Origin of the sequence: Streptomyces sp. CC224B (assembly GCF_030010595.1) — a bacterium.
In the GTDB taxonomy this organism is placed as follows: domain Bacteria; phylum Actinomycetota; class Actinomycetes; order Streptomycetales; family Streptomycetaceae; genus Streptomyces; species Streptomyces longispororuber.
The window spans coordinates 34636-56726 of sequence record NZ_JASCXL010000025.1; the positions used below are offsets into that span (position 1 = coordinate 34636).

The window sequence follows — 22091 nt, forward strand, 5'->3', positions numbered from 1 at the left end:
GGTCAGTTCCTTCCGTGCCGCAGCGCCGGGTGCTCGCCGGCGGCCACGAGGTCGGAGACGGCGGTCTTGGGGTCGCGGCCGGTGACGAGGGACTCGCCGACGAGCACCGCGTCGGCGCCCGCGTTGGCGTACGCGATGAGGTCGTGCGGTCCGCGCACACCGGACTCGGCGATCTTGACGACGGAGTCGGGCAGCTCGGGCGCGACGCGCTCGAAGGTGTTGCGGTCGACCTTGAGGGTCCGCAGGTCGCGGGCGTTCACGCCGATGACCCGGGCGCCCGCGTCGAGGGCGCGCTCGGCCTCCTCCTCGTCGTGGACCTCCACGAGCGGGGTGAGGCCGATGGACTCGGCGCGCTCGATCAGCGACTCGAGGGCGGGCTGGTCGAGGGCGGCGACGATCAGCAGGGCGAGGTCGGCGCCGTAGGCGCGGGCCTCCCAGAGCTGGTACGAGGTGACGATGAAGTCCTTGCGGAGGACCGGGATGTCGACCTTGGCGCGCACGGCCTCCAGGTCGGCGAGCGAGCCGCCGAAGCGGCGCTGCTCGGTCAGCACGGAGATGACGGCGGCGCCGCCCGCCTCGTAGTCGGCGGCGAGTCCGGCCGGATCGGCGATCGCGGCGAGCGCGCCCTTGGACGGGCTGGACCGCTTGACCTCGCAGATGACCTTGACGCCGTCGCCGCGCAGGGCGGCCGCGCCGTCCTTGGCCGCGGGGGCCTTCGCCGCGCGCTCCTTGAGCTCGTCGAGGCCGACGCGCGCCTGCCGCTCCGCGAGGTCGGCACGGACTCCGTCGATGATCTCGTCGAGCACACTCACGCGAGCGGAACCTTTCCCTACGTTTTCTACGTTGTCGCCCTCTGCGGCCTAATGGTCCCTGCGATGGTATCCGCAGGACCGCGCAGGACCCGCATCCGGTGGGCGACGCTCTCACCACCTGGACGTTTTTCCGCCCGTCCGCGGGTCCGCGCGGGGCGGGACCGGGCCGCTACGGGTGCAGCCAGGAGCCGAACGGCAGGTTCCGTACGAGGGTGAAGAGCACGAGGACGGCGCCCAGGGCCCGCAGGTGGGCGCGGCCGAGCTCGAACCCGGCGGACCGGCCGCGCACGGCCCGCAGGGCCCACAGCGTCCACAGCACGGCGAAGACGGCGTAGCCGGCGACGGCCAGGGCGTTGGCGCCGAGCGCCGCGGCCAGGTCGCCGTGGGCGACGGCGTGCGCGCTGCGCAGGCCCCCGCAGCCGGGGCAGTACAGGCCGGTGAAGTGCAGCAGCGGGCAGGTCGGGTAGTGGCCCGGCTCGTTGGGGTCGACGGCGGCGACGTAGGCGAAGGCCGCGGCGACCGAGCCGAGGACGCCGAGCGGCACGGCGAGGCGGCGCAGCGCCGGGCCCGCACCGGCGGGCACGGGGGTGTCCTGGTCAGCGTTCACAGGGCGCATTCTCCGCGACGGCGGCCCGCTCCGGTACGCCGATGGGGCGGCCGGGAGGTCCCGGCCGCCCCATCGGCGTACGCGCGGTCAGCTCTGGGAGCGGACCACGGGCTGCTGCTTCTGGCCGAGGCCCGCGAGGCGCATGGCGCCGCCGACGACCGCCGCCGCGACGATCAGGCCCATGCCGGCCCAGAAGCCGACCGGGTTGCTCATCACCATGAAGGCACCCGCGACGCAGAAACCGATGAAGGCGATGATGACACCGGTCCAGGCGGCCGGGGTGTGTCCGTGGCCATGTCCCGCCATGACTTGCTCCTCGTTAGCTGTGGCTGTGCCCGTCCATTGTCCCGCATCCGGTACCGCGACCGTATCCGGGGGCCGACGTTCCGGCCGCTGCGCAGCGGGTTCCCGCCGGGGCGGGCCTTCACGCCCGGCGCCGGCCCCGCTCAGGTCGGGTCCTCACCCCGGTCGATCGCCTTCCAGAGCTCCTCGGGGCGGTCGGGGTCGGGGGCGCGGCGGGCCTTGGGGCGGGGGGCGCCGTCGCGCTCGTAGCGGCCGGACATCGCGGGCCAGGCGCGGCCGCAAAAGACGGCCAGGAGGCCGGCGGCCAGGATGAGGGCGCCCGCGGCGGCGGCCGCGTACGGCCAGCCGGTGTGGCTGAGGCCGGCGACCTGCGCGGCGGCGTCGCCGGAGGTCTCGGCGGCCTTCTCGTCGAGGGCCGCGCTGTCGTCGGCGCCGAGCCGCGCCCACACGACGATGCCGACGCCGCTCAGGGCGAGCAGCAGCGAGACGAGCAGGCGCCCGGCGCGGCGGACGGCGAAGACCGCGACGAGCGCGGCCAGGCCGACTATCGCGAGCGCGGCGGGCACGCCCGTGACGTCGCTGCCCTTGGCGGTCAGCGGGAAGTCGCCGCCGGCGACGGCCGCCGTGCCGTGCGCCCAGGCCTGGCGGGAGGCGAGCAGCGCGAGGGCCGCGCCCGCGGCGCCGAGCAGCAGGGCGGCGGCGAGGCTGCGCCGGCCGCCGCCGCGCGGGGGGCGGCCCGGGGCGGCGGCCCGGGGCTCGTCGTCGGTACGGGGCGATGGCACTGCTGAAGTCACCCGTCCACTATCCCTCACGGCCCGCGGGACCGTGCAGGCGGTTGGCGGTGTGGATGGCGCGCAGCACCGCGGCGGCCTTGTTGCGGCACTCGGTGTCCTCGGCGACCGGGTCGGAGTCGGCCACGACACCGGCTCCGGCCTGCACGTACGCGGTGCCGTCGCGCAGCAGCGCGGTGCGGATGGCGATGGCGGTGTCGGAGTCGCCCGCGAAGTCGAGGTAGCCGACGCAGCCGCCGTACAGGCCGCGGCGGGCGGGTTCGAGCTCGTCGATGATCTGCATGGCGCGGGGCTTGGGGGCGCCGGAGAGGGTGCCGGCGGGGAAGCAGGCGGTGAGCACGTCGAAGGCGGTGCGGTCGGCGGCGACGCGGCCGGTGACCGTGGAGACGATGTGCATGACGTGGGAGTACTTCTCGATGGACATGAAGTCCACGACCTCGACGGAGCCGGGTTCGCAGACGCGCCCGAGGTCGTTGCGGCCGAGGTCGACGAGCATCAGGTGCTCGGCGCGCTCCTTGGGGTCGGCGAGGAGCTCCTCGGCCAGCTCCTGGTCCTCGCGGGGCGTGGCGCCGCGCGGGCGGGTCCCGGCGATGGGGTGCACCAGGGCGCGCCCGTCCTCGACCTTGACCAGGGCCTCGGGGGAGGACCCCACGACGTCGAAGCCGTCGAAGCGGAGGAGGTACATGTACGGCGAGGGGTTGGTGGCCCGCAGCACCCGGTAGACGTCGAGGGCGGTGGCGCGGCACGGGGTCTCGAACCGCTGCGAGGGCACGACCTGGAAGGCCTCGCCCGCGCGGATGCGCTCCTTGATGTCCTCGACGGCGGCCTGGTAGTCCAAGCCGCCCCAGCGGGCAGTGAACTCCGGGAGCTCCGAGGGCGGGAGCGCGGCCGGGGGCTGGGCGACGGGCCGGGACAGGTCGGCCTCCATGGCGTCGAGCCGGGCCACGGCGTCGGCGTAGGCCTCGTCCACGCCGGTGTCGAGGTCGTTGTGGTTGATGGCGTTGGCGATGAGCAGGACCGAGCCGTCCCAGTGGTCGAGGACGGCGAGGTCGCTCGTCAGGAGCATGGTCAGCTCGGGCAGCCGCAGGTCGTCGACCTCGCCGGGGCCGATCCGCTCCAGGCGGCGCACGACGTCGTAGCCGAGGTAGCCGACCATGCCGCCGGTGAAGGGCGGCAGGCCCGCGGTGCCGGCCAGGTCGCGGGGGGTGTGCAGGGCGGCGAGGGTGGCGCGCAGGGCGGCGAGCGGGTCGCCGGACGTGGGGACGCCGACGGGCGGGGTGCCCAGCCAGTGGGCCTCGCCGTCGCGCACGGTGAGGGTGGCGGCGCTGCGTACGCCGACGAAGGAGTAGCGAGACCAGAGGAAGTCGGCGCGGCCGTTCTCGGCGGACTCCAGGAGGAAGGTGCCGGGGCGCTCGGCGGCGAGCTTGCGGTAGAGCCCGACCGGGGTGTCCCCGTCCGCCAGGAGCCTGCGGCTGACGGGGATCACACGGCGGTCGGCCGCGAGCTTGCGGAAGGTCTCGAGATCCATGGGCAGACCCTACTGGCCGAGCGGCAGCTCGTCGGCGTCGAAGCAGGTCCGCGTGCCCGTGTGGCAGGCCGGGCCGACCTGGTCGACCTTGACGAGGACGGTGTCGGCGTCGCAGTCGAGGGCGACGGACTTCACGTGCTGGACGTGCCCGGAGGTGTCACCCTTGACCCAGTACTCCTGGCGGCTGCGCGACCAGTACGTGCAGCGCCCGGTGGTCAGTGTGCGGTGCAGCGCCTCGTCGTCCATCCAGCCGAGCATCAGCACCTCCCCGGTGTCGTACTGCTGGGCGACGGCGGGGAAGAGCCCGTCGGCGCCGCGCTTGAGGCGGGCGGCGATCGCGGGGTCCAGGCTGCTGGGCGGGGGCGTGCTGCTCATGCCGGACATTGTGCCGCGCCCGGGCGGGGCGTCCGGCCGAGGTCCACTGTGCGGACGGGGCGCCCGGTCGTAGGCTGGCTGGCATGTCGACCCATGCCAAGCGTGAACGACTCCTCCTCGCCGACCTCTTGGAGGCGGCCGGTCCGGACGCGCCGACCCTGTGCGAGGGCTGGACCACCCGTGATCTCGCCGCCCACGTGGTGGTGCGCGAGCGGCGCGCCGACGCGGCGGGCGGGATCCTGATCAAGCAGCTCGCCGGGCGCCTGGAACGGGTGCAGGCGGAGTTCGCCGCCAAGCCGTACGAGGAGCTGATCCAGCTCATCCGCACGGGCCCGCCGCGCTTCTCGCCCTTCAACCTCAAGCAGGTCGACGAGGCGTCGAACGCCGTCGAGTTCTACGTCCACGCCGAGGACGTGCGGCGCGCGCAGCCCGACTGGACCCCGCGTGAGCTGGACCCGGTCTTCTCCGACGCGCTCTGGTCCCGCCTGGAGCGCATGGCCCGTGTCGTCGGCCGCAAGGCCCCGGTGGGCCTCGTGCTGCGCCGCCGCGACGGCCAGACGGCCGTGGCCCACCGGGGCACCCCGGTCGTCACGGTCACCGGCGAGCCGTCGGAGCTGCTGCTGTACGCCTTCGGCCGCCAGGACGCGGCGGACGTGGAGGTCGAGGGCGACAAGGAAGCGGTCACCCGCCTGCACGAGACGAAGCAACTGGGACTCTGAGCACCGCCCCGCGCCCCGGCCCGGGGCGCGGGGCCCGACGTCACCGCGGCAGCTCGGCACGCCGCAGCGGTCACCGTGGCAACTCGGCACGCCGCAGCCCCGTCACGGCGAGCCCCGCCGCCGCGCCCGCCGCGCTCACCGCGGCGCCCGCGACGAACACCGGCCCGGCTCCCCACAGCCCGGCGGCGGCCCCCGTGAGGGGGTACGCCAGGGGCGGCACGCCCAGCGTCAGGAGCCCGGCCACGGAGGTCACGCGGCCCAGGTAGGCGGGTGCGGTGGCGGTCTGGAGCAGGGCGCCGCACAGCGCCCCGGTGAGGCCGAGGAAGAGCCCCACGAGCGTGGCCGCGCCGACGGCCCAGACGACGGACGGCACGCACGCCAGCGTGGCCAGGGCCGCCGCGCCGGGCAGCACCGCGCCCGCCGCGACCACACCGGCCCGCGGCACCCGGCCCCGGACGGCGACGAGGAGCGCGGTGAGCCCGGCGCCCGCGCCGAAGCCGGCCACCGTCCAGCCCATTCCGGCGGCGCCCCAGCCCCGCTCGTCGGCGAGCAGGACGAGGCCGACGTTGGCGGGCCCGGAGAACCCCGCCTCGGTGACGGCCATGACGGCGAGGAGCGGGGCGAGGACCCGGTGCCCGCGCACGTACCGCAGGCCGTCGGTCAACTGCCGCCAGGCCCCGTCGGCCGTGCCCGCCCGGTCGTCCGGGGCCAGCTCGCGCATCCGTACGCGGATCAGGAGCGGCAGGGAGGCGGCGAACAGCGCGCCGGCCGCAAGGAACCCTCCCGGCGGCCCGGCGAGGGCGACGGTGGCCCCGCCGAGCGGCGCGGCGGCGACCGTGGCGACGCGCTGGGCGAGGCCGCGCATGCCCTGCACCCGGGCGAGCTGGCCGGGCGCGGTGATCCGGGGCGGCAGCGCGCCCACGGCGGGCAGGAAGAGCGCGTCCGCGGTGCCGAAGACCAGCGCGACCGCGACGAGCGGCCAGAGGCCGGGGGTGGTGGCCCACAGCAGCGCGGCGGCCGCGAGGACGACCAGGCAGCGGGCCGCGTCGCTGCCGAGGACGACCCGGCGCGGCCCGAACCGGTCGGCGACGACTCCCCCGCCGAGCATGAGCAGCGCGCGCGGCACGGCTCCGGCGGCGAGCACGAACCCGGTCTGCGCGGCGCCGCCGTCGCGCGCGGCCGCCCAGGACAGCGCCACGAAGTAGACGCTGTCGCCGACCATGGAGGCGGTGTACGCGGCGAGCCAGCACAGCACGTTCCGGTCGCGGTGGGCGGGCCGCTCGGCACCGGCGGCGGTGCGTAACGCGGTGGCGGTCACGGCGTCCCCTGCGGGCCGGTCCGGAACGGGAAGCCGTACAGGTGCAGCGCGGCGTTCTCGCGGCCTTCGGTGTCGCCCGCCGCGTGGGCGGCGTCGCCGCGCTCGGCGTACTTCTTGACGACGGCCCGCAACTCGCCCGACAGCGCGGCGAGTTCGGCGGCGGTCAGCCGCAGCAGGTAGTCCGAGCAGATGGCGGCCGCCTGCCACTCGGGGCTCCAGGCGGGCTGCTCGTCGAGGTAGCGCACATAGGCCTCGGTGCGCTCGTCGACGAGCGCCCGGGTCACCGCGGTGTGCGCGGCGAGCTTCTCGGGAGCGTCGTCGAAGTCCCGGCGGGCGAAGCTCAGCCCCGCCTGCGCGGGCCGCCACCAGCGTTCGCGCCCGTCGCCGCTCCGGGCCTTCGGGTTCTCCTCGATGAGGCCGTGCTCGGCGAGCTTGCGCAGGTGGTAGCTGACGAGGGAGACGGCGCCGTCGACCTCCTCGGCGAGCTGCGAGGCGGTCGCCGTCCTGCGGACGTACAGCGCGCGGTACAGGCGCAGGCGCAGCGGGTGGCCGAAGGCCTTCAGCGTGCCCACGTCGGTGATGCGGCGCTCTTCGGGTGTGTCGCTCATGCCGGTCACGCTAGACAGGAAAGAAAAGTTGCACAATAAGTATTGCGCAACTTTTCTTTCCTACTGGGCGGGCCGGTCGGCGCGGACACCGCAAGGCCCCGGTCACCGTCGGTGCCGGGGCCTTGGGGGCAGGGTGCGTCAGCGGACCGGGTGGCCTGACTGGCGCAGGGTGTCCTTGACCTCGCCGATGCGCAGGTCGCCGAAGTGGAAGACGGAGGCCGCGAGGACCGCGTCGGCGCCCGCGGCGACGGCGGGCGGGAAGTGGTCGAGGCGGCCCGCGCCGCCGGAGGCGATGACGGGGACCGTGACGTGCTCGCGTACGGCCCGGATCATCTCCAGGTCGTAGCCGTCCTTGGTGCCGTCGGCGTCCATCGAGTTGAGGAGGATCTCGCCGGCGCCCAGCTCGGCGGCCCGGTGGGCCCACTCGACGGCGTCGATCCCGGCGGACTTCCGGCCGCCGTGGGTGGTGACCTCGAAGGTGCCCCCCGGAGTGCGGCGGGCGTCCACCGACAGGACGAGGACCTGCCGTCCGAAGCGCTCGGCGATCTCGCGGATCAGGTCCGGGCGGGCGATGGCGGCGGTGTTCACGCCGACCTTGTCGGCGCCCGCGCGCAGCAGCTTGTCGACGTCCTCCGCGGTGCGCACGCCGCCGCCCACCGTGAGCGGGATGAAGACCTGCTCGGCGGTGCGCCGGACCACGTCGTACGTCGTCTCGCGGTCGCCCGACGAGGCCGTGATGTCAAGGAACGTCAGCTCGTCGGCGCCCTCGGCGTCGTACACCTTGGCCATCTCGACGGGGTCGCCCGCGTCGCGCAGGTTCTGGAAGTTCACGCCCTTGACGACCCGGCCGTTGTCGACGTCCAGGCAGGGGATGACTCGGACCGCCAGGGTCATTCCGCTCAAGCTCCTCTGAATGCTTCGAGTTCCACTTCGACCAGGATGCGCGGGTCGACGAACCCGGACACGACCAGCAGGGTCGAGACCGGGCGCACCGAGGCGAAGACCTCGTGGTGGGCGCGGCCCACCTCGTCGATGTCCCGCGCGTGGGTCAGGTACATACGGGTGCGGAGGACGGAGTCGGCGCCGAGGCCGAACTCCCCCAGCGCGCGGAGGGCGTTGGCGAACGCGACCCTGGCCTGCTCGTAGGGGTCGCCCTCGCCGTGGAGCATCTCGCCCTCGAAGGCCGTGGTGCCGCCGACCAGGACCCGGTCGCCCGCGGCCACGGCGCGCGCGAAACCGAAGCCGTCCTCCCAGGGAGTGCCGCTCTGCACACGCCGGACACCGCTCATGACGACACAGCCTCCAGGGCCTCTTCCAGGGTGAACGCCTTCGCGTACAGGGCCTTGCCGACGATGGCGCCCTCAACGCCCTGGGGCACCAGCGCGGCGATGGCCCGCAGGTCGTCCAGGGAGGAGACGCCGCCGGAGGCGACGACGGGGCGGTCCGTGGCGGCGCAGACGTTGCGCAGCAGCTCCAGGTTCGGGCCCTGGAGCGTGCCGTCCTTGGCGATGTCGGTGACCACGTAGCGGGCGCAGCCCTCGGCGTCGAGGCGTGCCAGCGTCTCGTAGAGGTCGCCGCCGTCGCGGGTCCAGCCGCGGCCGCGCAGCGTGGTGCCGCGCACGTCGAGGCCGACCGCGATCCGGTCGCCGTGCTCGGCGATGACCTTGGCGACCCACTCGGGGGTCTCCAGGGCGGCCGTGCCCAGGTTCACCCGGGTGCAGCCGGTAGCGAGGGCGGCGGCGAGGGTGTCGTCGTCGCGGATGCCGCCGGAGAGCTCGACCTTGATGTCCATGGCGGCGGTGACCTCGGCGACCAGGGCGCGGTTGTCGCCCGTGCCGAACGCCGCGTCCAGGTCGACCAGGTGCAGCCACTCGGCGCCGGAGCGCTGCCAGGCCAGGGCGGCCTCCAGCGGGGAGCCGTACGAGGTCTCCGTGCCGGACTCGCCGTGGACGAGGCGGACGGCCTGGCCGTCGCGGACGTCGACGGCCGGGAGGAGTTCGAGCTTCGCCATCAGAGGGTTCCGATCCAGTTCTTCAGCAGGTGCGCTCCGGCGTCACCGGACTTCTCGGGGTGGAACTGCGTGGCCCACAGGGCGCCGTTCTCGACGGCCGCGACGAAGGGCGAGCCGTGCGTGGCCCAGGTGACGCGGGGGGCGCGCATCGCGGGGTTCGCGGTCTCCAGCGTCCAGTCGTGGACGGCGTACGAGTGGACGAAGTAGTAGCGCTCGTCGGCGTCCAGGCCCTTGAAGAGCTCGGAGTCGGCGGGCGCCTCGACCGTGTTCCAGCCCATGTGGGGCACGATGTCGGCCTTCAGCGGCTCGACGGTGCCGGGCCACTCGTCCAGGCCCTCGGAGTCGACGCCGTGCTCGATGCCGTGGGTGAAGAGGATCTGCATGCCGACGCAGATGCCCAGGACGGGGCGGCCGCCGGACAGGCGGCGGCCGACGATCCAGTCGCCGCGGGCCGCGCGCAGGCCGTCCATGCAGGCGGCGAAGGCGCCCACACCGGGCACCAGGAGGCCGTCGGCGTTCATGGCGGTGTCGTAGTCACGGGTGATCTCGACGTCGGCGCCCGCGCGGGCCAGGGCGCGCTCGGCGGAGCGCACGTTGCCGAAGCCGTAGTCGAGGACGACGACCTTCTTCGATCCGGCGGAGGTCAATTCCACACCTCCAGGCGGACGATGCCCGCGAGCAGGCACATGCCGGCGCCGATGGAGAGCAGCGTGATCAGGCTCTTGGACTGCTTCTGCTTGGCGAAGGAGTAGACCCCGCCGAGCAGGAAGAGCCCGACGAAGATCAGCAGGGTGGAGATGCCGTTCATGCGGTTACAGCGCTCCCTTCGTGGACGGGAGGATGCCCGCCGCGCGCGGGTCCCGCTCGCTGGCGTACCGCAGCGCCCGCGCGAGCGCCTTGAACTGGCACTCCACGATGTGGTGGGCGTTGCGCCCGTAGGGCACGTGGATGTGCAGCGCGATCTGCGCCTGCGCGACGAAGGACTCGAAGATGTGCCGGGTCATCGTCGTGTCGTACTCGCCGATCATCGGGGCCATGTTCTCCGGCTCCGTGTGGACGAGGTACGGGCGGCCGCTGAGGTCGACGGTCACCTGGGCGAGGGACTCGTCGAGCGGCACCGTGCAGTTGCCGAAGCGGTAGATGCCCACCTTGTCGCCGAGCGCCTGCCGGAAGGCGGCGCCGAGCGCGAGGGCGGTGTCCTCGATGGTGTGGTGGCTGTCGATGTGCAGGTCGCCCTCGGTCTTGACCGTGAGGTCGAACAGGCCGTGGCGGCCGAGCTGGTCGAGCATGTGGTCGTAGAAACCGACCCCGGTCGACACGTCGACCTTCCCGGTGCCGTCGAGGTCGATGTCGACGACGACCGAGGTCTCCTTCGTGGTCCGTTCGACCCGGCCTACCCGGCTCATGCGTCCTGCTCCTTCTTGAGTGCGCGTACCGCATCGAGGAACGCGTCGTTTTCGGCGGGGGTTCCCGCGGTGACCCGCAGCATGCCGGGCACGCCGTTGTCCCGGACCAGGACGCCCCGGTCGAGGATGCGCCGCCAGGCGTCGTGGGCGTCGGCGAACCGCCCGAACTGGACGAAGTTGGCGTCCGAGGCGGTCACCTCGTAGCCCAGGTCCCGCAGCCCGGTGACGAGGCGGTCGCGCTCGGCCTTGAGCTGCTCGACGTAGCCGAGGAGGGTGTCCGTGTGCTCCAGGGCGGCGAGCGCGGTGGCCTGGGTGACGGCCGACAGGTGGTACGGCAGCCGCACGAGCTGGACGGCGTCCACGACCGCCGGGTCGGCGGCCAGGTAGCCGAGGCGCAGCCCGGCGGCGCCGAACGCCTTGGACATGGTGCGCGAGACGACCAGGTGCGGCCGTCCCTCCAGGAGCGGAAGCAGCGACGCGCCGTGGCTGAACTCCACGTATGCCTCGTCGACCACCACCATGGACGGCTTGGCCGCCTGCGCGGCGTCGTACAGGGCGACGACGGCCTCGGGCGGCACGGCGTTGCCCGTGGGGTTGTTGGGCGTCGTGACGAAGACCACGTCCGGCCGGTGCTCCGCGACGGCCCGGGCGGCGTCGTCCACGTCGATGGTGAAGTCGGCGCCCCGCGGCCCGGAGATCCAGCCGGTGCCCGTGCCGCGCGCGATCAGGGCGTGCATGGAGTACGAGGGCTCGAAGCCGAGCGCGGTGCGCCCCGGACCGCCGAAGGTCTGCAGGAGCTGCTGGATGACTTCGTTGGAGCCGTTGGCCGCCCACACCTGCTCGCGGGTGACCTCGTGGCCGCCCGTGCGGGTCAGGTAGGCGGCGAGCCGGGTGCGCAGCTCGACCGCGTCCCGGTCGGGGTAGCGGTTCAGGGTCCGCGCGGCCTCGCGGACGCGCTCGGCGATGCGCTCGACGAGCGGCTCGGGCAGCGGGTAGGGGTTCTCGTTGGTGTTCAGCCGGACGGGGACGTCGAGCTGGGGCGCGCCGTACGGGGACTTGCCGCGCAGCTCGTCCCGTACGGGGAGGTCGTCGATCCGTGTCACTGGCCCGGCACCTTCCAGCCGAACCTCGCCTTGATCGCGGCGCCGTGCGCGGGCAGGTCCTCGGCCTCGGCGAGCGTCACCACGTGGTGGGCGACCTCGGCGAGGGCGTCGCGGGAGTAGTCCACGATGTGGATGCCGCGCAGGAAGGACTGCACGGACAGGCCGGACGAGTGGCAGGCGCAGCCGCCGGTGGGCAGCACGTGGTTGGAGCCGGCGCAGTAGTCGCCGAGGGAGACCGGCGCCCACGGGCCGACGAAGATCGCGCCCGCGTTCCTGACCCGGTCGGCGACGGCGGCGGCGTCGGCGGTCTGGATCTCCAGGTGCTCGGCGCCGTACGCGTCGACGACGCGCAGGCCCTCCTCCAGGCCGTCCACGAGCACGAGCGCGGACTGGCGGCCGGCCAGGGCGGGCGCGATCCGGTCCTCGACGTGCTTGGTGGCCGCGACCTGCGGCTCCAGCTCCGCGGCGACCGCGTCGGCGAGCGCCACGGAGTCCGTGACCAGGACGGCGGCGGCCAGCGGGTCGTGCTCGGCCTGGCTGATCAGGTCGGCGGCGACGTGCACCGGGTCGGCGGTGTCGTCGGCGAGGATCGCGATCTCCGTCGGGCCCGCCTCGGTGTCGATGCCGATGCGGCCGGTGAAGTACCGCTTGGCGGCGGCGACCCAGATGTTGCCCGGCCCGGTGACCATGTCGGCCGGGGGGCACTCGTCGGTGCCGTACGCGAACATGGCGACGGCCTGGGCGCCGCCCACGGCGTACACCTCGTCGATGCCGAGGAGGGCGCACGCGGCGAGGATCGTCGGGTGCGGCAGGCCGCCGAAGTCGGCCTGCGGGGGCGAGGCGAGGGCCATGGAGGCCACGCCCGCCTCCTGCGCGGGCACCGCGTTCATGACCACGGAGGAGGGGTAGACGGAGCGGCCGCCGGGGGCGTAGAGCCCCACGCGGCCGACCGGCACCCACTTCTCGGTGACCGAGCCGCCGGGGACGACCTGGGTGGTGTGCGGGGTGCGGCGCTGGGCGCGGTGGACGGCGCGGGCCCGGCGGATGGACTCCTCCAGGGCGGCGCGCACGTCCGGGTCGAGGCCGGCCAGGGCCTCGGCGATGGCCTCGGCGGGCACCCGGACCCGCTCCAGGCGGACGCCGTCGAACTTCTCCGCGTACTCGATCAGCGCCGCGTCGCCGCGATGATGCACGTCCTCGCAGATCGGGCGCACCTTCTCCAGGGCGGCCGCGACGTCGAAGTCGGCACGGGGCAGCAGGGCGCGCAGAGCGGGACCCGACGGAAACTCCGGGAGGGCCTCGCCGCGCAGATCGATTCGAGAGATCACATGGCCAATTCTCGCAGACGGCCGGAGGCGGTCGGGCGCCCGTATCAGTGAGTGATACGGCACGTCCGCCGGCGCGCGACCCGGCGCGGCCCGGCACCGGGCGCCACCGGAAGCGCACGTTCCCTTTCAGCGGGCGGAAGAACCGGGTCAACGCGAGCCTCCGTTCACCACTGGTGTTCAGCCGGTCACGCACCGGGCATGAACAGATGTACGAGGCATGGACGCGTCTCGGTACCCACGGGAGGACGACAGCAGTGGTCGACGACACCGGCACCGGGGACCCGCCGGACGGGCTGACCGCCGCGGAGATCGGCATGTGGCAGGCGTTCCGCAACGGCACGCTGTACGACCTCAGGTCGGGCGACGCCGCGGTGGACGACCCCCACGGCGTCCATCCCTGGGGGCCGGAGCGCAGCGTGCGGGCCCGCATCGTGTGCTGGCTGCTGCTCGACGGGCCGCCCGCGCTGGCCGGGCGGGTGTCGTCGCTGAAGCTGGCGGGCGTGCAGATCACGGACGTCCTGGACCTGGCGGGCGGCACGGTGGTGCCGTACACGGAGCTGCGGGGCTGCCGCTTCGAGAAGGAGGTCCTGCTCCCCGAGACCCGCTTCACCACGCTGCGCATGGTCGACTGCTCCATCCCCCGCCTGGAGGCCGCCCGGCTGCACACCGAGGGCGACCTGCACCTGCCGCGCTGCCGCGTGTACAACGGCATGCGCCTCACCGACGCCCACATCGGCACGGACCTGCTGCTCAACCAGGCCGTCGTGCACCGCGACCGGCGGGCCCGCTCCGTGATGGGCGACGGCCTGACCGTCGGGCAGGACCTCCAGGCGGAGATGCTGGAGTCGCACGGCGAGCTGCGGCTGCGCGGCGCGAAGGTCGGCGTCAGCCTGAGCCTGCGCGGCAGCGTCCTGACCAACCCCTACGGCCGCTACGCCCTGAACGCCCCCCAGCTCACGGTGGAGCGCACGCTCTACCTGACCCCCGCCGCCGTCGGCAACCCGATGCAGACCAGCGGTACGACCCCCGCGCGCGGGACCCTGGTGCAGCGCTTCAGCTGCGAGGGCGGCATCCGCCTCGACGACGGCCGCTTCGGCGACGCGGTGGATTTCGGCCAGGCCCGCTTCACCCTCCAGCACGACCAGGAGGTGTCGCTGCGCCGGGTGCAGACCCCCGAGCTGCGCTTCCTCGGCGAGGCCCCGCTGCACGGCAAGGTCGTCCTGTCCGGCGCCCGCGTCGTCAACCTGATGGACCGCGCGGCGAGCTGGCCAGGACCCGGCGGCCTCCAGATGGGCGGCTTCACGTACGAGAACCTCATCCCGCAGGGCAGCTTCCCGCTGGCGCGGCGCCTGGAGTGGGTGGCCGCGGCCGCCGCCGAGTACAACCCGGAGCCGTACGAGAAGCTCGCCGCCGTGCTGCGCGCGGGCGGCGAGGACGCCGACGCCCGCGAGGTGCTGCTCGCCAAGCAGCGCCGCCGCCGCGAGACGCTGCCGCTCGCGGCCAAGCTGTGGGGCTACGCACAGGACTGGACGGTCGCCTACGGCTATCGTCCCGGCCGGGCCGCGCTGTGGATGGCGGTGCTCTGGGCGGCGAGCGCGATCGCCTTCTCCCGCGCCGACCACCCACCCCTCAAGGAGGGCGAGCACCCCCACTGGAACCCGGCCCTGTTCGCCCTCGACCTGCTCCTGCCGGTCATCAACCTGGGCCACGACACCTACTGGCAGCTCCGCGGCGGCTGGCAGTGGCTGGCGGCGGCCCTGATCCTCATGGGCTGGGTCCTGGCCACCACGGTCGCCGCGGGCGCCACCCGCCTCCTCCGCCGCAACTGAGGCTCCGCCGCCACCGGGCCCCATCAGCGCTCCGCGCTTCGTCCTCAATCGCCGGACGGGCTGAGACGACCTCCGGCGGAGGGTATCCAGCCCGTCCGGCGTTTGAGGACAAGGCGCGCAGCGCCGGGAAAACCGCTCAAGGCCCAGGGGCCAGAAGCTTCGCTGAACCGTTACCCGGCCCCGCACAACCATCCCCCCACCCGGCCCGTCATCACACAGCGACCGCACCAGACCACCACCTATGGCGTGAGAAGAGGGGGAACCGCACCATGCCGCTGCTGCGCGCCCTCATCCGCACCGCCCGCATGGTCCGCCACACCCCGCGCCTCGCCGAGGGCCTGCCCCCGGACGACGACGTCCTGCTCGACGTGCCGGACGAACGCCTCGGCCCGGCGCTCGTCGCCGCGGGCCGCGGCGAGTACGGTCCGGCGGCCAAGCTGCTGGCCACCACCCGCGAGGCCGCCGAGTGGGAGAACCGCGACCGGTACGCCACCCGCCTCGCCGCCTTCGCCCGCTCCCGCTCGGAGTGGTTCGACGACTGGCTGGCCGCCGCCCCGCACGACCCGGACGCGCTGCTGCTCAAGGCCGAGCTCGCGGTCGTGCGCGGCTGGGAGTCGCCCGCCCGCGCCGAGCTGCTCCGCGAGGTCAGCCCGCTGCTCACGGCCGCCGCCGAGGCCGACCCGCGCGACCCCGTGCCGTGGCGCATCGCCCTGGACCACGCGCGCGGCACCCGCGCCTCGCACTCCGACTTCGAGGAGCTGTGGTCCCAGGCCGTGCGCCGCTCCTCGTACCACTACGGCTGCCACGCCTCGGCGCTGATGTACCTCTCGGCGGACTGGTACGGCTCGCACGCGGAGTGCTTCGACTTCGCCGAGCGGGCGGCGGCGGACGCGCTGCCGGGCTCGCTCATACAGGCGCTCCCGGTGCGCGCCGCGTTCGCGTACCTGACCAGCACCGGCGGGCGGCTGCCGCGCGAGCGCCTGGACGCGGCCGCCGACCTGGCCATCGCCCTGTCCGCGTCGTACGCGCCCGCCGACCCCTGGCCGGCCGAGGTGCGCAACGTCCTCACGTACGTCCTCGTCCGCCTGGAGCGCTGGCAGGACGCCCTGGACCAGCTCCGCCTGATCGGGCCGTACGCGACGTCGTTCCCCTGGGACCGGGTCGCCGACGACCCCCTCGGCCAGTTCCTGGAGCTGCGGGACGGGGTCCGCATCGAGGTGGCCGCGGGCACACCCGTGCGGTCCGGGCGCGGGCGCGGGGAGAGGAAGGCCGACGGCGGCCGTTAGGCTTTCGGCTCGTGACGACCGTCCGGCTCCCCCTCTTTCCGCTGAACTCGGTGCTGTTCCCGGGGCTCGTACTGCCCCTGAACGTGTTCGAGGAGCGTTATCGCGCCATGATGCGCGACCTGCTCAAGAGTCCCGACGACGAGCAGCGGCAGTTCGCCGTCGTGGCGATCCGCGACGGCAGCGAGGTCGCGCCGAGCGCGCCGGGCCTCCCCGACCCGACGGCCCGGCCCGAGCAGGGCCCCGCCGCGGGCTTCGGCGACGACCCGGTACGGGCGTTCCACGAGGTCGGCTGCGTCGCCGACGCGGCGACCATCCGCGAGCGCGAGGACGGCGGCTTCGAGGTCCTCGCCACCGGCACCACCCGGGTGCGGCTGCGCTCGGTGGACGCCTCCGGCGCGTATCTGACCGCCGAGCTCGAACCGCTGCCGGAGGAGCCCGGTGACGAGGCCGGCGCGCTGGCCGAGGGCGTCCTGCGGGCCTTCCGCTCGTACCAGAAGCGGCTCGCGGGCGCCCGGGAGCGGTCCCTGTCGACGGGCACGGACCTGCCGGACGAGCCGTCGGTGGTGTCGTACCTGGTCGCGGCGGCCGCCGTCCTGGACACCCCGACGAAGCAGCGCCTCCTGGAGGCACCCGACACCGCGGCCCGGCTGCGTGACGAGCTGGAGCTGCTGCGCAGCGAGACCGCGATCATCCGCAACCTGCCGTCGTTGCCCGCGACGGAGCTTACGCGCGGCGCGACGAGCCTCAACTGACGCGATCGACTGACGCAATCGACTGACGCAATCGACGCAACTGACGCATCCGACAGGCAGGCGACGTGGCGAAGAAGCAGAAGAAGTCCCAGGCGGGCGGCACCCCGGCGACGGTCGCCCTCACCCGCGCGGGCACGGAGTTCACCCTTCACTCGTACGAGCACGACCCCTCCCACCCCTCGTACGGCGATGAGGCCGCCGAGGCCATGGGCGTGTCCCCCGACCGCGTCTTCAAGACCCTGGTCGCCGAGGTCGACGGCGAGCTGACCGTGGCGGTCGTCCCGGTGGCGGGCACCTTGAACCTCAAGGCCCTGGCCGCGGCGGTCGCGGGCAAGCGCGCGGTCATGGCCGACCCGGCGGCGGCCGAGCGCACCACGGGCTACGTCCGCGGCGGCATCTCCCCGCTGGGCCAGCGCAGGAAGCTCCGCACGGTCCTGGACGACTCGGCGTCGGCGCACCCCACCATCTGCATCTCGGCGGGCCGCCGCGGCCTGGAGGTGGAGCTGGCCCCCGCGGACCTGGCGGCCCTCACGGACGCGGTGCTCGCGCCCATCGGGCGTGAATGAGCCCTCGACGGGGGTGGGGTCCTCGACTAGGACCACACCCATGTCGAAGAAAACACGCAAGCGGAAGTGGCGGGTACGCAAGTCCAAGTCCAACCACGGCCGCCGCCCGGCCTGACTCCTGTTCCAGCCCGTCCGGCGTTTGAGGACGAGCGCGCCAGCGCGATTCGGGGGTCCAGGGGGCGGAGCCCCCTGGTTACGGGAAAGGGGCGGGGCTGGGGCGCCCCCCGCGAGGGCTCAGCCCCGCTCCGCACCCGCCCCGTACGGCGAGTACACCGGCTCCGGGTCCCGGGGCCCGAACAACGCCGTCAGCACCAGATGCGTGACCATCGCCGCCACCGGCCACGCCAACAGCACGCCCTTGGCCTTCAGCTCCAGGGGCGCGTCGAACACGACCCCCCGCCCCACGGACCGCGCGTGGGCCACCACGTCCGTCTCGGGCCCGAGCCACACCCCCGCCCGCCAGGCGAGCACCGCCCCGAGGAGCGACCCGAGGCCGAGCCCCACCACCAGCGGGATCCCGCCGCGCCGCCGCACCAGGAAGACGACGAGCGCGGTGACGAAGCCGAAGGCGAGGCCGAGGAGGGTGAACGTTCCGTCGACCCCGATGGCCTGCTCCCCCTCGGTGTCCTTGAGGTAGACCGCCTGCTTGTCGGCGATCAGCGGCACCCGGGGCGCCAGCCACAGCCACAGCAGCCCGAGCAGCACGCCGCTGACCGCCACCGCGACCATGATCACCGCGGCCTGCCCGATCTCCCGGCGCGGTCCGGGCCCGCCCTCCTCGTCCTGCTGGGGCCATCCGTACCCGCCGGGCCCCGCCGGGGACGTGGCGGCGTCCGGCGTCCGCGGTGCCTGGAAGGGGTTGCGCTCGGGCTCGTGCGGCGGTTGGGAGGGTGTCAGCGGTGCGGTCACCCAGACATGGTGCCAGCTCCGCCTGTGGGCCGCGCCACCGGACGGCGGCGAGCGTGAACGGCGGGCGGCGTCAGCGCACGGCCGCGCGCCGGTACGCCCAGGTGGCGACCGCGAGCGAGACCACGCCGACGGCCGCGCACACCCCGAGGTCGAGCAGCACCGCGCCCCAGTCCGGGTCGCCCCCGAAGGTGCGGGCCAGCGCCTCGACGCCGTACGTGGAGGGCAGCAGATCGCGCGCGTACTGCAGGAAGCCCGGCATCCGCTCGGCCGGGAGCACGCCGAGCAGCAGCGCCGCCGACATGCCCATCTGACCGAGGAGCGTGGCCAGTTCCGGCCGCGGCGCGAGCAGCCCGAGCGCGGCGCCGAGCCCGGCGAGCGCGGCCCCGGAGAGCGGGATCACCGCGGCGAGCACCCACAGGTGGGTCAGCGGCAGCCCGAAGAGCCCGCACCCGACGACCGCCGTGACGATCGTGCCGGGCACGGTGAAGGAGGCGTACGCGGCGGCCGCGCCGAGCACGACGGCGGCGGGCGGCACCGGCAGCGTGGCGTAGTGGTCGAGCCCGCCGTCGCCGCGGAGCTGGCCGAAGTACTGGGCGAGCAGGTTGAGCGCGACGAAGGCCACGACGAGGACGGAGGAGCCCGCCACCACGGCGTGGGCCTCGCTGCCGCCGTCCACGACCCCGCGCATCAGGATCATGATCCCGACCGACTGGAAGGTGGCGACGAAGAGCAGCGGGATGCGCGCGACCCGGGCCCGCGAGAGCTGCGCGCGGTAGACCGCGGTCAGCGCCGGGAACATCCGCGCCCGCGCCCCGAGCGGCGCCGCGACGTCCGGCGCGGCCACGCGCTCGTCCTCGGCCCTGACCACGGCCTCCAGGGGAACGGCACTCAACGGACAACCTTCCTGCAGACGTCCCTACGCTTCACGGCCCGGCCCCTCACGCCTTCACCAGCCCGTCCCTGCCGCGCCCGCCGAGGGCCAGGTACACGTCCTCCAGGCTGGGCGTGGCCAGCGTGAAGTCGTCCAGGGCGGCGAAGGCGACGCCGCCCGTGACCGCCGCGACGGCCGCCCGGGCCTCCTCCGGCGCGAGCCGCAGCGTCCAGCGGCGCCCGGACTCGACGGCCGAGGACCGCAGCGCGGCCACCTCCGGTACGTCGACGGGGGCCCGGTCGCGCCACACGAGCTCGACCCGCACCTCGCCCGCGACCTTCTCCTTCAGGCCGGTGGGCGTGTCGCAGGCGATGACCTTGCCGTGGTCGAGCACGGCGACGCGGTCGAGCACGGTCTCGGCCTCGATGACGTTGTGGGTGACGAGCAGCACGGTCGTGCCGCGCTCGGCGCGGCGCCGGTCGACCGCGCCCCACACGGCGCGCCGCGCGACCGGGTCCATGCCCGTCGTCGGCTCGTCGAGGACCAGGAGCCGGCGCTCGCCGACCAGCGCGGTGGCGAAGCAGGCGAGCCGGCGCTGGCCCCCGGAGAGCTTCTTCAGGGGGCGGCCGGCCAGGGCGGTGAGCCCCAGCTCCTCCAGGACGTCGTCCCGCTGGGCGCGGGCGGCGGCCGCGTCGAGCCCGCGCAGCCGCGCGGTGGTCTCGACGGCGAGGGAGACGGTCAGCTCGTCGAGCGCGGTCGACTCCTGGCCGAGGTAGGCGAGCAGCCGCGCCGCCCGCTCGGGGTGGCGCACGATGTCGTGGCCGAGGACCTCGACACTGCCGCTGTCGGGCCGCATCAGGCCGGTGAGCTGGCGTACGAGGGTGGACTTCCCGGCGCCGTTGGGCCCGAGGAGCCCGAAGATCTCGCCGCGGGCGACCTCGATGCCGACGCCGTCGCTGGCCCGCACCTCGGGCGTCGCGGGCCTGCCGCGCCGTCCCCGGACGGCCGGGTAGACCTTCACCAGGTCGCGGACCACGCAGACGGCATCGCTGCCGTGCCCCTGCCGGAGCCCCCCTCGGACTGCCTGTGCCACGCGCGTACTCACGAAGCACGAGGGTACGGGGTCGGGCGCGCGGCGGGGCGCCCGGGGCGTGCCTCACACCCCCGACCGGGTGCGGCCGGGGCCCGGCCGGGTCCGGTCGCGGGCCTGATCCCGACCCCCGTCCGGGCGGCCGCGGGCGGCTCAGTCCCCGGCGGGGGCGGGCTCCGCGGCGGTGCGTACGTCGATTTCGCGCCAGAATCCGGCACGGATGGCATATCGGTCGTGCTCGTCGATCTGGTCGTCCTTGTGGGCGAGCAGCCCGAAGCGGGCGGCGTACCGCAGCAGTTCGCCGTCGATGCGGTGCGGGATGCGCGGGTACATCGTCGACAGCTTCTGCAGGTTGTGCTGCTCGGGCAGGCGGGCCATCCAGCGGCGCGCGAAGACCTGCCCCACCTCGTACGGGTCGCCGCCGACCGTGGTGATGTCCTCCTCGCGGTCGGCCCAGCGCTGCTCGGCCGTGGTGAGCTGGGCGAGGGTGGGCAGGGCCGCGGCCTCCGGGGGCTCGGCCGGGATGCCGGGGCGCTCGACCCAGCCCTTGTCGGAGGACCAGCGCAGCGTCGCGGTGGTGTGCTCCTTGCCGGTCTGGGCCGGGGCGGGGCCGCGCAGCGCGGCGAGGTCCTTGGGGGTGGGGACGCCCTTGACGGCCCGCTCACCGTTCTCCGCGGCGCGCGGGGCCGCGTCCGCGTGCGGGGCGGCGGGCCGCTCGGCGGCCTCCGCGGCGGCGCCGAGGGCGGACTCGGGCAGCGGCGCGGAGAGGATGGCGGCGATCTCGGGCCGGGGCGCGGGCGGGGGCGCGCAGACGCCCCCGTACTCCTTGGCGCGGAGGGCCTTGGTGATCCAGGCGCGGTCGAGGACGCGCCGCTCGTCGGCCTCGGCGACCAGGTCCTCGGACTGGTTGTAGTCGCCGTCGGCGGCCTGGACGGCCCAGAGGTGGACGGCGACGCCGTGCTCCTTGGCGGCCATCATGCCGGGCAGCAGGTCGCCGTCGCCGGTGACGAGGACGATGTCGGAGCAGGCGCGGTTGCGGGCCAGTTCGGTCAGCTCGGCGTGCATGGCGGCGTCCACGCCCTTCTGCGCCCACCGCCCGTCGCTGCGGGTCAGCGCGCCCAGGCGGACGGTCACCCGCGGCATCACGCGCAGCCTGCGGTGTTCCGGCTGCGGCACCCGGTCGGGGGCGCCGTCGAACCAGTAGATGCGCAGCAGCGGCCGCTCGGTGTCGGCTTCGGCGCGCTCGCGCAGGCCCTGGATCAGGGCGGAGTGGTCGACGGTGATCCTCGACCGGGACGGCTCCCCCGCGAGGAGGCTCGCGGCGGCTCCCAGCAGGTACCCGGCGTCCACCAGGACGACGCAGCGGTCCACGCGATCCACCCTCTTTCCCTGGAGATTCCCGAAGGTGCCCGAAGGTCTCACAGATCCGCGACGAGGACCTGGAGATCCGGAGAATCCTGGAGGTTGCTTCGGGTTTCCTTCGAGTCTGCCCGACCTCGCGGAGGTTAACGGCCCGAACTCGATCTTCGGCGTGGCGTACCGACTCCGTACCCGTCGACGGCGCCTCTTACGCAAGCCCTTCTTACACACGGTGATTGCCCGAAATGCACACTTGTGAAGCTTATGTGAGGCTGGTCGCGTCCTGGCCCCCCGATCCTTCGCAGGAGGAAGATCACCATGGCCAAGAACAAGAACCGCGACCGCAACCAGAAGGCGGCCGCCCAGTCCGAGCGCGGACAGCAGCAGGCGCAGCAGTCCGCGATGGAGGCGCAGGCCAAGTCCGCGGCCGAGGCCACCCCGGGAGACGTCGCGCGCAAGCATCGCGAGCGTCGCTTCGGCCACAACTGACGCGGGAGCAGGAGCAGGCGCGGCTGAGGGG

The 22091-nt window shown here is 74.3% G+C and carries 26 protein-coding genes; 6 read left to right on the forward strand and 20 right to left on the reverse strand.

From position 1 onward, the window contains the following. Window positions 1-2: 2 nt before the first annotated feature. From trpC to hisI, 6 genes are all read right to left on the reverse strand, one after another. Window positions 3-812, reverse strand: a complete 810-nt coding sequence (gene trpC / locus QK440_RS12680; RefSeq protein WP_282793162.1) for an indole-3-glycerol phosphate synthase TrpC — start codon at window positions 810-812, stop codon at window positions 3-5. Window positions 813-981: 169 nt separating this feature from the next. Beyond that, the gene (locus QK440_RS12685; RefSeq protein WP_282793163.1) at window positions 982-1428 is read right to left on the reverse strand and encodes a DUF2752 domain-containing protein; all 447 of its coding nucleotides are present in this window, start codon (window positions 1426-1428) and stop codon (window positions 982-984) included. A gap of 78 nt (window positions 1429-1506) precedes the next feature. After that, window positions 1507-1725 (reverse strand): HGxxPAAW family protein, encoded by a 219-nt coding sequence (locus QK440_RS12690; RefSeq protein WP_282793164.1) that lies wholly within the window; start codon window positions 1723-1725, stop codon window positions 1507-1509. A 140-nt stretch (window positions 1726-1865) separates the two neighbouring features. Further along, complete coding sequence (locus tag QK440_RS12695; RefSeq protein ID WP_282793165.1) at window positions 1866-2516, reverse strand: TIGR02234 family membrane protein; 651 nt, start codon at window positions 2514-2516, stop codon at window positions 1866-1868. Window positions 2517-2523: 7 nt separating this feature from the next. Then, window positions 2524-4041, reverse strand: coding sequence for an anthranilate synthase component I (locus QK440_RS12700; protein WP_282793166.1), 1518 nt, complete (start codon window positions 4039-4041; stop codon window positions 2524-2526). A gap of 9 nt (window positions 4042-4050) precedes the next feature. After that, window positions 4051-4416 carry a phosphoribosyl-AMP cyclohydrolase gene (gene hisI / locus QK440_RS12705; protein ID WP_282793167.1) on the reverse strand — a complete coding sequence of 122 codons (366 nt, stop codon included), beginning with the start codon at window positions 4414-4416 and terminating at the stop codon, window positions 4051-4053. 83 nt (window positions 4417-4499) lie between these two features. On the opposite strand from hisI, the gene QK440_RS12710 reads away from it, so the two are divergent. Then, entirely contained in the window at window positions 4500-5135 is a 636-nt protein-coding gene (locus QK440_RS12710) for a TIGR03085 family metal-binding protein (protein ID WP_282793168.1), read from the forward strand. A gap of 70 nt (window positions 5136-5205) precedes the next feature. Here QK440_RS12710 and QK440_RS12715 read toward each other — a convergent pair whose 3' ends face one another. The 10 genes from QK440_RS12715 to hisD form a co-directional block, all read right to left on the reverse strand. Further along, window positions 5206-6453 carry an MFS transporter gene (locus QK440_RS12715; RefSeq protein WP_282793169.1) on the reverse strand — a complete coding sequence of 416 codons (1248 nt, stop codon included), beginning with the start codon at window positions 6451-6453 and terminating at the stop codon, window positions 5206-5208. Continuing rightward, window positions 6450-7061 carry a helix-turn-helix domain-containing protein gene (locus tag QK440_RS12720; RefSeq protein WP_282793170.1) on the reverse strand — a complete coding sequence of 204 codons (612 nt, stop codon included), beginning with the start codon at window positions 7059-7061 and terminating at the stop codon, window positions 6450-6452. The genes QK440_RS12715 and QK440_RS12720 overlap by 4 nt, the downstream gene beginning before the upstream one ends. Before the next feature lie 138 nt (window positions 7062-7199). Beyond that, entirely contained in the window at window positions 7200-7955 is a 756-nt protein-coding gene (gene hisF, locus QK440_RS12725) for an imidazole glycerol phosphate synthase subunit HisF (protein WP_282793171.1), read from the reverse strand. A gap of 5 nt (window positions 7956-7960) precedes the next feature. After that, complete coding sequence (locus QK440_RS12730; RefSeq protein WP_282793172.1) at window positions 7961-8350, reverse strand: RidA family protein; 390 nt, start codon at window positions 8348-8350, stop codon at window positions 7961-7963. Next, window positions 8347-9072, reverse strand: coding sequence for a bifunctional 1-(5-phosphoribosyl)-5-((5-phosphoribosylamino)methylideneamino)imidazole-4-carboxamide isomerase/phosphoribosylanthranilate isomerase PriA (priA, locus tag QK440_RS12735; RefSeq protein WP_190134329.1), 726 nt, complete (start codon window positions 9070-9072; stop codon window positions 8347-8349). The genes QK440_RS12730 and priA overlap by 4 nt, the downstream gene beginning before the upstream one ends. Then, on the reverse strand, window positions 9072-9725 hold the full coding sequence (gene hisH / locus QK440_RS12740; protein ID WP_282793173.1) for an imidazole glycerol phosphate synthase subunit HisH: 654 nt from the start codon (window positions 9723-9725) through the stop codon (window positions 9072-9074). Before hisH ends, priA begins: the two co-directional genes overlap by 1 nt. After that, a complete protein-coding gene (locus QK440_RS12745; protein WP_190134327.1) occupies window positions 9716-9880 on the reverse strand; it encodes a hypothetical protein in 165 nt (54 codons plus the stop codon). The genes hisH and QK440_RS12745 overlap by 10 nt, the downstream gene beginning before the upstream one ends. A gap of 4 nt (window positions 9881-9884) precedes the next feature. Further along, a complete protein-coding gene (gene hisB, locus QK440_RS12750) occupies window positions 9885-10478 on the reverse strand; it encodes an imidazoleglycerol-phosphate dehydratase HisB (RefSeq protein ID WP_282793174.1) in 594 nt (197 codons plus the stop codon). Next, window positions 10475-11581: a histidinol-phosphate transaminase gene (locus QK440_RS12755; RefSeq protein ID WP_282793175.1), complete on the reverse strand. Its 1107-nt coding sequence runs from the start codon at window positions 11579-11581 to the stop codon at window positions 10475-10477. The genes hisB and QK440_RS12755 overlap by 4 nt, the downstream gene beginning before the upstream one ends. Then, on the reverse strand, window positions 11578-12909 hold the full coding sequence (hisD, locus tag QK440_RS12760) for a histidinol dehydrogenase (protein ID WP_282793176.1): 1332 nt from the start codon (window positions 12907-12909) through the stop codon (window positions 11578-11580). The genes QK440_RS12755 and hisD overlap by 4 nt, the downstream gene beginning before the upstream one ends. A 314-nt stretch (window positions 12910-13223) precedes the next feature. Here hisD and QK440_RS12765 point away from each other — a divergent pair, with 314 nt between their 5' ends. The 4 genes from QK440_RS12765 to ybaK all read left to right on the forward strand — a co-directional run bounded on the left by QK440_RS12765 (window position 13224) and on the right by ybaK (window position 17342). Next, a complete protein-coding gene (locus QK440_RS12765) occupies window positions 13224-14738 on the forward strand; it encodes an oxidoreductase (protein WP_282793206.1) in 1515 nt (504 codons plus the stop codon). 269 nt (window positions 14739-15007) lie between these two features. Further along, window positions 15008-16024, forward strand: a complete 1017-nt coding sequence (locus tag QK440_RS12770) for a hypothetical protein (RefSeq protein ID WP_282793177.1) — start codon at window positions 15008-15010, stop codon at window positions 16022-16024. 11 nt (window positions 16025-16035) lie between these two features. After that, on the forward strand, window positions 16036-16776 hold the full coding sequence (locus QK440_RS12775) for an LON peptidase substrate-binding domain-containing protein (protein ID WP_282793178.1): 741 nt from the start codon (window positions 16036-16038) through the stop codon (window positions 16774-16776). A gap of 65 nt (window positions 16777-16841) precedes the next feature. Then, on the forward strand, window positions 16842-17342 hold the full coding sequence (ybaK, locus tag QK440_RS12780) for a Cys-tRNA(Pro) deacylase (RefSeq protein ID WP_282793179.1): 501 nt from the start codon (window positions 16842-16844) through the stop codon (window positions 17340-17342). 234 nt (window positions 17343-17576) lie between these two features. Here ybaK and QK440_RS12785 read toward each other — a convergent pair whose 3' ends face one another. The 4 genes from QK440_RS12785 to QK440_RS12800 all read right to left on the reverse strand — a co-directional run bounded on the left by QK440_RS12785 (window position 17577) and on the right by QK440_RS12800 (window position 21583). Next, on the reverse strand, window positions 17577-18251 hold the full coding sequence (locus tag QK440_RS12785; RefSeq protein ID WP_282793180.1) for a DUF2567 domain-containing protein: 675 nt from the start codon (window positions 18249-18251) through the stop codon (window positions 17577-17579). Window positions 18252-18321: 70 nt separating this feature from the next. Next, window positions 18322-19095, reverse strand: a complete 774-nt coding sequence (locus QK440_RS12790) for an ABC transporter permease (protein WP_282793207.1) — start codon at window positions 19093-19095, stop codon at window positions 18322-18324. A 94-nt stretch (window positions 19096-19189) separates the two neighbouring features. Next, window positions 19190-20215, reverse strand: a complete 1026-nt coding sequence (locus QK440_RS12795; RefSeq protein ID WP_282793208.1) for an ABC transporter ATP-binding protein — start codon at window positions 20213-20215, stop codon at window positions 19190-19192. A gap of 150 nt (window positions 20216-20365) precedes the next feature. After that, the gene (locus tag QK440_RS12800; protein ID WP_282793209.1) at window positions 20366-21583 is read right to left on the reverse strand and encodes an NYN domain-containing protein; all 1218 of its coding nucleotides are present in this window, start codon (window positions 21581-21583) and stop codon (window positions 20366-20368) included. Window positions 21584-21889: 306 nt separating this feature from the next. Between QK440_RS12800 and QK440_RS12805 the strand changes: the two genes are divergently transcribed. Then, the gene (locus tag QK440_RS12805; RefSeq protein WP_282793181.1) at window positions 21890-22060 is read left to right on the forward strand and encodes a hypothetical protein; all 171 of its coding nucleotides are present in this window, start codon (window positions 21890-21892) and stop codon (window positions 22058-22060) included. Window positions 22061-22091 lie beyond the last annotated feature (31 nt).